The organism is Sulfitobacter sp. D7, from assembly GCF_003611275.1.
Taxonomy (GTDB): domain Bacteria; phylum Pseudomonadota; class Alphaproteobacteria; order Rhodobacterales; family Rhodobacteraceae; genus Sulfitobacter; species Sulfitobacter profundi.
The window spans coordinates 3,181,010-3,189,876 of sequence record NZ_CP020694.1; the positions used below are offsets into that span (position 1 = coordinate 3,181,010).

Here is an 8,867-nt window from a genome sequence, read left to right on the forward strand (position 1 = left end):
GCAGTCGCTTCGAAGAAGCGATGAGAGCGCAGCGCAACAACCCCTACAACCGATACCCTCTATCTGACCATGGCAAACGATGCTTTGCGATCAAAATCTTTAGACCACCCCCTGCCTACTGGTCGCTGATCTGTCTCGCCTCTTGCCACTATGCCGCGCCCATGATGTGCACTGCCTAGCGAAGGCCAAACCTTGCCAAATCGCCAACCCATTGGGATAGGCTGATGATAGCTGGTCGTGCTGCACGCTTATTTCTGGACCCGCTTAAGAGATCGCCCGTCGGATCAGGTTCAACCCCGCCACCATCAGCACCAGCAACGTCATCTTGCGGAACAGCACCGGGTCCACCCGGTCCATCAACTTGCTGCCCAGCCAGACGCCCAGCATCACCGGCAGGATCAACAGCGCGGAAAACGGCCATGTCTGCGCATTCAGCACTCCTGACCCGATATGCGCCGCCAATAGCGCCACAGCGCCCAGCCCGTAGATCACACCTTGGATTCGCATCTGGTCATGTTTCTCGGTTCCGAGCGCGGTGAGATAGGCCACCGTGGGCGGCCCCCAAATGCCCGAAATCCCTCCGACGGCCCCGGCAAAACCGCCCACCAGCGCCTCAACCTTGGCCGAGCGCTGCGGCAGGTGGAATTTATGCTTGGACAGTTGCAGCAGCGCGAACAGCACCACCGGCACCCCGATCATCAAGAGCATCACGGTGGCGGGCACCAGCCGCACCATCTGCGCGGAGAGCACCAGCATCACGCCGCCGCAAACCAAGAAAACCCAGAACAGCCGGATCGAACGCAGCGCCGCCTGCGGCCCCTGCCGCAGCGCTTGGAACGCATTGGCCAGCACCGTCGGCAGAATCAGCCCCGCCAGCGCCAATTCGGGCGCCATAAAGGTCGTGAGACCAGAAATCAGCACGAGCGGCAGAGCAAAACCAACAACGCCCTTCACGAACCCGCCACAGAGGCCGATTGCAAGTGCAGCATAGAATTCGAACGGAGTGAGAAAGGGGAAAATACTGTCCATACCGCTACATAGCACCCCCTCGGGCAGCCGCACGTCAAAAATGAGCGCGCAAGATTAAAACAAAATGCTGCAGTAAAACGTATCTTTGTTGTGCTGCGACTGCGAAAGGTCTATGTCTTCCCCAAGCAAGAAAGGACAGCTCATGGCACATGATGGTCAGGATATGACGATGCATAGCGTAATTCTCGACGATCTGATCGGGCTCACCGGGGCGACGCTGCCGCCGTTGGATCGGCTGCTGGAAACCGCCACCGCCGCCGTCCGCGCGCAGGTGAGCGAGGGGGATCGCGTCTCAGCCAAGCTGATCGAGGCCAACCAGACCGCCGCTCACGGGCTCGCATGGCTCGCCACCTATGTCCAAGCGCTGCGACAGATGCAGCTTTGGGCCGAACGGCTGCAGGATGACGGGCGCTTTGGCGAGGTTGAGCAACTGCTGCACCAGATCGGCTTTGGCGAATACCTTTGCCAGATGCGCGGCGGCATCCAGATGAACCAAGGCGAGATACTGCGCCTGCAAGATTTGGGGCTGAGCGCTGAGGATGAGGCCACGCTCGACGCGCCGTCGATCACCACCCTGACCCGCGGCGGCAACACCCAAGCCGCGCGCAGCCGTCTGGTGGAGCTGATGCAGGAGCGCAGCGCCGATGTGACCTTTGGCGTCAGCGGGCTTGATGAAGAGCTTGAAATGATCCGCGACCAGTTCCGCCGCTACGCGGTCGAAAAGGTCGAGCCCTTCGCCCATGACTGGCACCTGAAAGACGAATTGATCCCCATTGAGGTGATCGAAGAACTGGCCGAAATGGGTGTTTTCGGCCTGACCATTCCCGAAGAATACGGCGGTCTGGGCCTGACCAAAGCGTCGATGTGTGTGGTCAGCGAAGAACTGTCGCGCGGTTATATCGGTGTCGGCTCGCTCGGCACCCGGTCGGAAATCGCGGCGGAACTGATCCTCTGCGGCGGCACCGACGCGCAGAAAGAGAAATGGCTGCCCCGCATCGCCAGCGCCGAGACTTTGCCCACGGCCGTTTTCACTGAGCCGAACACCGGATCGGACCTCGGCAGCCTGCGCACCCGCGCGGTCAAGGACGGGGACGACTATAAGGTCACCGGCAACAAGACATGGATCACCCATGCCGCGCGCACCCATGTGATGACACTGTTGGCGCGGACCGACTCTGAGACGACAGACCATCGCGGCCTGTCGATGTTCTTGGCCGAAAAGACCCCCGGCGACGATGCCAACCCCTTCCCCACCCCCGGCATGACCGGCGGAGAGATTGAGGTGCTCGGCTACCGCGGCATGAAAGAATACGAACTTGGCTTCGACGGTTTCGAAGTGAAGGGCGAGAACCTGCTCGGCGGCGAAGAGGGCCGCGGCTTCAAACAACTGATGGAGACGTTTGAATCCGCCCGCATCCAGACCGCCGCCCGCGCCATCGGCGTGGCGCAATCCGCGCTCGATATCTCGATGCAATACGCCCAAGACCGCAAGCAATTCGGCAAGGCGCTGATCAACTTCCCCCGCGTGTCGGGCAAGCTGGCGATGATGGCGGTGGAACTGATGATCGCCCGGCAGTTGACCTATTACAGCGCCTTTGAAAAAGACGCCGGGCGGCGCTGTGATGTCGAGGCTGGCATGGCGAAACTGCTCGGCGCGCGGGTTGCTTGGGCCGCGGCTGACAACGGCCTGCAGATCCACGGCGGCAACGGGTTCGCGCTGGAGTACAAGATCAGCCGGGTGCTATGCGATGCGCGTATCCTGAACATCTTTGAGGGTGCGGCGGAAATTCAGGCGCAGGTTATCGCGCGGCGGCTTCTGGGCTAACGCGCCGGGGTTGCAAGCGCCGCCGATGTCGAGGACATAGGCGGCGTTTCAACCCAAAGGACAGCCCATGCGCAGCTTTTTGATCCTCGCCGCCCTCAGTGCCCTGCCGCAATGCCAAGGGGATGAAACCGTCCGTGCCTACGGGGCGGGCGACAAGACATGGACCTTGGTGGAGTTGGACGGCACCCCCTTCGACGCCCGCGCCACGCTGACCTTCCCAGAGACCGGCAAGATCGCAGGAGAGGCCCCCTGCAACGCCTATAGCGCCGCGATGACGGTGCCCTACCCGTGGTTCGACGCGGGCCATATCGCGGCCACCCGCCGCGCCTGCCCGGATATCGCAGCCGAGACGGCGTTTCTGAACGCTTTAGGAGAGGTGACCATCTCGGATGTGCTGGGCGACACGCTGATCCTGTCGGACGACAGCGGCGCGCGGCTGGTCTTCAAAGCCGCCGACTGAAGGCATCGACAAAACGCGCACGGGCTTCGGGCAGAGGCTTGCCGCCCAGATCGCGCGCCAGATGCGCGGCAAGGAAATGGCCCGTTGTAACAAGCCCCTGCGCAATCTCCGCATCGCTCCCGGTGCCGCCCCGCAGGACAGCCGGCAGCGGCAGCAAACGATCCGCCCACTCCCCCGCGCCCTTGGCCGAGACCGCACGGCCCGACTTGGGCGAGACATAGGCCAGCCCCTCTGTCACCCCGGTCACCGCGCAGGCCTCAAGATCAAGCGCATAGCCCATCTCTTCCAACAGACGCAGTTCCCACTTCAGATAGGCCAGCGGCCAGACCTCCCCCTGCCCCAGAAGATCAAGCAGCGCTTCGGTGCGGCGGTAGAGCGCCGGATGCGGCTCGCGTTCGGGCAGACAAAAGGACAAAAGCGCGGTCACCGCGTTCAACCCCGCCAGCGCCAAACGGTCCTGCATGGCCACCGCGGCACGGCTGCGCAAAGGCTCGACCGTGAAGGCACCGATATGGTCCTCCAACCGCGCGCGCCATGCCAGATCAAGCTGCGCGCCGGGCTGCAGGCTGGGGGCGATCTTGCGGCTGGTGCCGCCGCGCACGATCCCGGCATGGCGGCCTTGTTCGGGGGTAAAAACCTCAATGATCGCCGAAGTCTCGCCATGTCGCCGCGCGCTCAGCAGGATGCCCTGATCGCGCCATTCCATCAGGTGAGCCCCGGTTCGTCCAACAGGTGGCGGCCCTGCCGGTCTTCGACTTCGATCACCCAGAGGTCCGGGTCAAAGCTGCGCTGGCGGCTGACGGTGGCGTCAACCTCGGCCTCGTCACCCGAAGCCAGCTCAATCCACTTCCGGTCGCCGGTCATCAAATCAAAAGAGCGTTGAAACAGCACTGCTTTGCCGTCCAGCGTCGCCAGTTTCACCAGCACAGCGCCGCCCGTGTCATCGCCATGAGCCACAACAAAGGCCGGGATATCCTGCAAACGCAGCCGGGTGAGATAGGCGTCGACCCAGAAACGCGCGGTCAGACGCGGCATGGCTGGCCTTTACGCTCAGTCGTTGCCATCTTTGAAATCCAAGCCCATCTCGGAATAGCGCTCGGCCTCTTCCAGCCAATTGGCGCGGACCTTGACCTGCAAGAACAGATGCACCTTGCGGCCCAAGAACTCTTCAAGCTCTTCGCGCGACGCCTTGCCCACGGCCTTGATCGTCTCACCCTTGTTGCCCAGCACGATGCCCTTGTGACCGTCGCGCACGACATAGACCAACTGATCGATCCGGGCCGAGCCGTCCTTGCGCTCTTCCCAATTCTCGGTCTCGACCGTGAGCTGATAGGGCAGTTCCTGATGCAGCCGCAGGGTCAGTTTTTCGCGGGTGATCTCGGCCGCGATGTTGCGCATCGGCAGGTCGGCGATCTGGTCTTCGGGATAGAGCCACGGGCCTTCCGGCACCTCGCCGGCCAGCCACTGGCGCAGCGTGTCGATACCGTGGCCACGCTCGGCGGAGATCATGAAAGTCTCGGTGAAATCGAAAGCTGCGTTCATCTTTTCGGTCAGACCCAGCAACACAGGTGCCTCAACGCGGTCGATCTTGTTGATCGCCAGTGCCACGCGGCGGCCCTTGGCGATGTTGCCAAGCTCCTCAAGGATACGCTCCACACCTTCGGTCATGCCACGGTGCGCTTCGATCAAAAGCACGATCACATCCGCATCGGCAGCCCCGCCCCAAGCGGCAGCCACCATGGCACGGTCAAGCCGGCGGCGCGGCTGGAACAGGCCGGGGGTGTCGACGAAAACCAGCTGCGCGTCGCCCTCCATCGCCACGCCGCGGATGCGGGCGCGGGTGGTCTGGACCTTATGGGTCACGATCGAGACTTTGGCCCCCACCATGCGGTTCAGCAGCGTGGATTTGCCCGCGTTGGGCTCTCCGATCAGGGCGACGAATCCGGCACGGGTGGTCATGAGTTCTTCTCCAATTGCCGCAACAGCGTGGTGGCGGCGGCCTGTTCGGCGGCGCGTTTTGAGGGCGCGGTGGCGGCGGCTTCGGCGCCGTTGTCCAACCGCGCGGTAATGGTAAAGACCGGCGCATGGTCGGGGCCGCTGCGGTCAGTCTGTACATAGCGCGGCGGGGTCAGCCCGCGCGCCTGTGCCCATTCCTGCAACGCGGTTTTGGCGTCGCGGGCGTCTTCTTTAACCGTTTTGAGCCGGTCGCCCCAGAGGCGCAGCACCAGCGCCTTGGCCGCGTCAAATCCGCCATCCAGATAGACGGCAGCGATGACCGCTTCGATCGCATCGCCCAAAAGCGCCTGTTTGCGCCGCCCGCCCGAAATCATCTCAGACCGGCCCAATTTCAGCACCTTGCCCAGATCGATCTCGCGCGCCACATCGGCGCAGGTTTCCTTGCGCACCAATGCGTTGAACCGCGGGGCCAACTGCCCCTCGGTCGCACCGGGATCCAGCGCCAGCAGCGCCTCGGCCATGACGAGGCCCAGCACCCGGTCGCCCAGAAACTCCAACCGCTGGTTGTCATCACGGTTGGCCGAGGACATGGAGGCATGGGTCACGGCGCGCACCAGCAGGTCCGGCGTGGCAAAGTGGTGGCCGATCCGCGCCTCAAAGGCTTTGAGGTCTCCGCTCAGCTTCATCTTACAGCTTCGAAGAAACGGTCGCTGCGCCATGTCCAGAAGAACAGCATCGAACGCCCGGCAGAACTGAACATGATGCGATCCGCGCGGCCAATCAGGTTCTCAAACGGCACGAAACCCACGCCACCGGCGCGCTGCGCCAACCGGCTATCGGCAGAATTGTCGCGGTTGTCGCCCATGAAGAAGTAATGCCCCTCAGGCACGGTATAGACGCCCGTGTTGTCCGACTGCTGGTTGGTGATGTTCAAGATCGGATGCGAGACGCCATTGGGCAGCGTTTCGATCTGGCGGCTTTTGACGCAGCTGCCGCCTTGCCCGACGGGGCCGTTTTCGCAACGCGGGCGCAGTTGTTGTGGGCCTTGCGGGGCCATGACCTCTTCAAAGGTGCCTGCATCTTCGACTTTGACCGGGGTGCCGTTCAGGCTGATGACGCCGTTTTGGATCTGCACCTTGTCCCCCGGCAGACCGATCAGACGTTTGATGTAGTCGCGGCCCGATACGGGATGACGGAAGACCACCACATCGCCGCGCTCAGGCTCGGACCCGAAAAGCCGATCGTTGTCGCCGTCGAACACTCCGCAGACATCCTTGGCGTCGATCTCGATCCCGACACCAGGGAGCATCAGACTGGGGCAAGACGCATAGGAATAGCCGTAAGCCATCTTATTCACGAAAAGGAAATCGCCGATCAGCAGCGTCTCTTTCATGGAGCCGGAGGGGATCCAGAAGGGCTGGAAGAACAGGGTCCGAAAGACACCCGCGATCAGCAGCGCCCAGAAGATTGTCTTGATGGTTTCGACAAAGGCGTTGCCGGTTTTTTCCTTAGCGGCCATGCGGCGCTCCTGACATATCGGTTTGGGGTTACATGCGGGGCCGTGCGGGCCAAGTCAAGTGACGCGGGGCCGGATCGGCCTGCCCCGCGTGCATATGACGCGAAACGGCGGGGCGCGCCAGCCTGAGGGGTCTCAATCGGCAAGGGGGCGCGCTTCGATCACGACAAAGGCCTGCGCCCAGGGGTGGTCATCGGTCAGGGTGACATGGATGATCGCCTCATGCCCCGGCGGGGTCATCGCGGCCAGACGGTCGGCGGCCCAACCGGTCACTTCCATCACGGGTTGGCCGGTGTGCAGATTGCTGACCGCCATGTCGCGCCATGCAATGCCCATGCGCAGCCCGGTGCCAAGCGCCTTTGAACATGCCTCCTTCGCGGCCCAGCGTTTGGCGTAAGTTCCCGCGACATCGCGGCGACGCTCGGCCTTGCGCTGTTCGACTTCCGTAAAAACGCGATTGCGGAAACGGTCGCCAAAGCGGTCGAGCGTGCCTTGGATACGCTCGATATTTGCCAAATCAGTGCCGATGCCGAGGATCATTGAGTGCCATTCTTGTCGCGTGACGGGGCCGATGCGCCCTTTACCGACAATAGATCATGCGCCGTTGCCGAGGAAAAGCAGCAATACGACGCGAAAACGCCGCCCCGCGGAACGGAACGGCGTTAAACTCGGGATGTCGCGCAGCTTAGGCCGTGGCGTGGCGCGCTTTTTCGGCTTTCGCCTCATCAATGGCGCGCTGCACAGAGGCGCGCTGCTCGGTCAGGAACTCATAACCGGGGCGGCCAGCGGTGGCTTTGATCGCATCGTCGTAGTTTTCGACCAATGCGGATTCGCCGTTGACGATCTCGTCATAGACGGCTTCGTCATCGCCGGTCACCGCGTCGCGCAGTTTCAGCCAACCACGGTGGGCCGATGCAGCGGCGGAGCCTTCTTCGGAGACATCCACGCCGTCGACGCCCAACTGGCGGTGCAATTCGGTGTGGAACTTCTCGCGCTCAGCGATGCGCTGGTCGAAGAAGCCGACGAAGGCGGCCTCATCCGAGACCTGCTTGCGGGATTCACGATAGCCGTCGCGGCTGTCGATCAGGCGGGTGTGGAGTTTCTTCAGTGTGTCGATATGGTCGCTCATTGGTGCCTCCTTAGGTTTGTTAACCAGTCTGGCGACCCAACGCGGTCAAAGCCGTTTTAGGTCCAGAAGGAGGCATCCATTGAGTGGATTTTCGCCACCGAAGACCGGCGGGCTTAGCCCTCGCGGGCCTCATCCATCAGGCGGCGCATCTCGGCTATGGCGGGTTCCAGCCCGAGGAATATTGCCTCTCCGATCAGGAAGTGCCCGATGTTGAGTTCGCGCACCTCTGGAAAGGCCGCGATGGGGGTCACCGTGTCATAGGTCAGCCCGTGTCCGGCATGAACCTCAAGCCCGAGGGAAGCTGCGAAACTAGACATCTCGCGCAGCTTTTTAAGCTCAACGTCCGCCTCATCCCAGCGGCCTTCGGCAAAGGCATCGCAATAGGCGCCGGTGTGCAGTTCGATCACCTCTGCCCCAATGCGATTGGCGGCTTCGATCTGCGCAGGCTCGGCGGCGATGAAGATCGACACCCGGCTGCCCGCCTCACGCAGGGGCGCGATGAAATGGGCCAGCTTATTCTCCTCGCGGGCGACTTCCAGCCCGCCTTCGGTGGTGCGCTCTTCGCGCTTTTCGGGCACGATGCAGACGGCATGGGGCCTGTGGCGCAGGGCAATCTTTTGCATCTCGTCGGTGGCGGCCATCTCAAAGTTCAGCGGGACGGAAAGCACCTCCATCAACCCTTCGATATCGGCATCAGAGATATGCCGCCGGTCCTCGCGCAGATGCGCGGTGATGCCATCGGCGCCAGCCTTTTCCGCGATCTTGGCCGCGCGCAGCGGGTCAGGATAGGCGCCGCCCCGCGCGTTGCGCACGGTCGCCACATGGTCAATGTTCACGCCCAATCTCAGCTTTGGTTGATCCGCCATCTCGATTCCCCTTGCATCACTTGCCCGACCATAGGTCGGAAATTTCGCCAACCCCATAGGGGGAAGCGGTTTTTCCGGAAAATTGA

At 62.6% G+C, this 8,867-nt stretch carries 11 protein-coding genes; 2 read left to right on the plus strand and 9 right to left on the minus strand.

From position 1 onward, the window contains the following. Positions 1-264 precede the first annotated feature (264 nt). Entirely contained in the window at positions 265-1,029 is a 765-nt protein-coding gene (locus tag B5M07_RS15615; RefSeq protein WP_120351961.1) for a sulfite exporter TauE/SafE family protein, read from the minus strand. Positions 1,030-1,171: 142 nt separating this feature from the next. Here B5M07_RS15615 and B5M07_RS15620 point away from each other — a divergent pair, with 142 nt between their 5' ends. Together B5M07_RS15620 and B5M07_RS15625 are read left to right on the plus strand one after the other, a co-directional pair. After that, positions 1,172-2,854, plus strand: a complete 1,683-nt coding sequence (locus B5M07_RS15620) for an acyl-CoA dehydrogenase family protein (RefSeq protein ID WP_067935577.1) — start codon at positions 1,172-1,174, stop codon at positions 2,852-2,854. 67 nt (positions 2,855-2,921) lie between these two features. Further along, complete coding sequence (locus B5M07_RS15625) at positions 2,922-3,314, plus strand: META domain-containing protein (RefSeq protein ID WP_120351962.1); 393 nt, start codon at positions 2,922-2,924, stop codon at positions 3,312-3,314. Here the strand turns inward: B5M07_RS15625 and recO are convergent. The 8 genes from recO to B5M07_RS15665 form a co-directional block, all read right to left on the minus strand. Next, positions 3,298-4,020, minus strand: coding sequence for a DNA repair protein RecO (gene recO, locus B5M07_RS15630; protein ID WP_120351963.1), 723 nt, complete (start codon positions 4,018-4,020; stop codon positions 3,298-3,300). The two genes, B5M07_RS15625 and recO, sit on opposite strands and share 17 nt — an antisense overlap. Next, the gene (locus B5M07_RS15635) at positions 4,020-4,349 is read right to left on the minus strand and encodes a DUF1491 family protein (protein WP_120351964.1); all 330 of its coding nucleotides are present in this window, start codon (positions 4,347-4,349) and stop codon (positions 4,020-4,022) included. Before B5M07_RS15635 ends, recO begins: the two co-directional genes overlap by 1 nt. A gap of 15 nt (positions 4,350-4,364) precedes the next feature. Continuing rightward, positions 4,365-5,273: a GTPase Era gene (gene era / locus B5M07_RS15640; RefSeq protein WP_120351965.1), complete on the minus strand. Its 909-nt coding sequence runs from the start codon at positions 5,271-5,273 to the stop codon at positions 4,365-4,367. After that, on the minus strand, positions 5,270-5,956 hold the full coding sequence (rnc, locus tag B5M07_RS15645; protein ID WP_120351966.1) for a ribonuclease III: 687 nt from the start codon (positions 5,954-5,956) through the stop codon (positions 5,270-5,272). The genes era and rnc overlap by 4 nt, the downstream gene beginning before the upstream one ends. Beyond that, the gene (lepB, locus tag B5M07_RS15650; protein WP_120351967.1) at positions 5,953-6,789 is read right to left on the minus strand and encodes a signal peptidase I; all 837 of its coding nucleotides are present in this window, start codon (positions 6,787-6,789) and stop codon (positions 5,953-5,955) included. Before lepB ends, rnc begins: the two co-directional genes overlap by 4 nt. Positions 6,790-6,921: 132 nt before the next feature. Next, entirely contained in the window at positions 6,922-7,326 is a 405-nt protein-coding gene (gene acpS, locus B5M07_RS15655; protein ID WP_120351968.1) for a holo-ACP synthase, read from the minus strand. Positions 7,327-7,471: 145 nt separating this feature from the next. Continuing rightward, a complete protein-coding gene (locus tag B5M07_RS15660; RefSeq protein ID WP_120351969.1) occupies positions 7,472-7,915 on the minus strand; it encodes a PA2169 family four-helix-bundle protein in 444 nt (147 codons plus the stop codon). A gap of 113 nt (positions 7,916-8,028) precedes the next feature. After that, positions 8,029-8,781: a pyridoxine 5'-phosphate synthase gene (locus B5M07_RS15665; protein ID WP_120351970.1), complete on the minus strand. Its 753-nt coding sequence runs from the start codon at positions 8,779-8,781 to the stop codon at positions 8,029-8,031. Between the last annotated feature and the right edge of the window lie 86 nt (positions 8,782-8,867).

Bases quoted from the DNA above. Each gene is read 5' to 3' on its own strand.
- B5M07_RS15625 (WP_120351962.1), top strand. From the start codon at position 2,922: ATGCGCAGCTTTTTGATCCTCGCCGCCCTCAGTGCCCTGCCGCAATGC.
- era (WP_120351965.1), bottom strand. From the start codon at position 5,273: ATGACCACCCGTGCCGGATTCGTCGCCCTGATCGGAGAGCCCAACGCG.
- B5M07_RS15660 (WP_120351969.1), bottom strand. From the start codon at position 7,915: ATGAGCGACCATATCGACACACTGAAGAAACTCCACACCCGCCTGATC.
- B5M07_RS15665 (WP_120351970.1), bottom strand. From the start codon at position 8,781: ATGGCGGATCAACCAAAGCTGAGATTGGGCGTGAACATTGACCATGTG.
- B5M07_RS15615 (WP_120351961.1), bottom strand. From the start codon at position 1,029: ATGGACAGTATTTTCCCCTTTCTCACTCCGTTCGAATTCTATGCTGCA.
- B5M07_RS15620 (WP_067935577.1), top strand. From the start codon at position 1,172: ATGGCACATGATGGTCAGGATATGACGATGCATAGCGTAATTCTCGAC.
- acpS (WP_120351968.1), bottom strand. From the start codon at position 7,326: ATGATCCTCGGCATCGGCACTGATTTGGCAAATATCGAGCGTATCCAA.
- recO (WP_120351963.1), bottom strand. From the start codon at position 4,020: ATGGAATGGCGCGATCAGGGCATCCTGCTGAGCGCGCGGCGACATGGC.
- rnc (WP_120351966.1), bottom strand. From the start codon at position 5,956: ATGAAGCTGAGCGGAGACCTCAAAGCCTTTGAGGCGCGGATCGGCCAC.
- lepB (WP_120351967.1), bottom strand. From the start codon at position 6,789: ATGGCCGCTAAGGAAAAAACCGGCAACGCCTTTGTCGAAACCATCAAG.
- B5M07_RS15635 (WP_120351964.1), bottom strand. From the start codon at position 4,349: ATGCCGCGTCTGACCGCGCGTTTCTGGGTCGACGCCTATCTCACCCGG.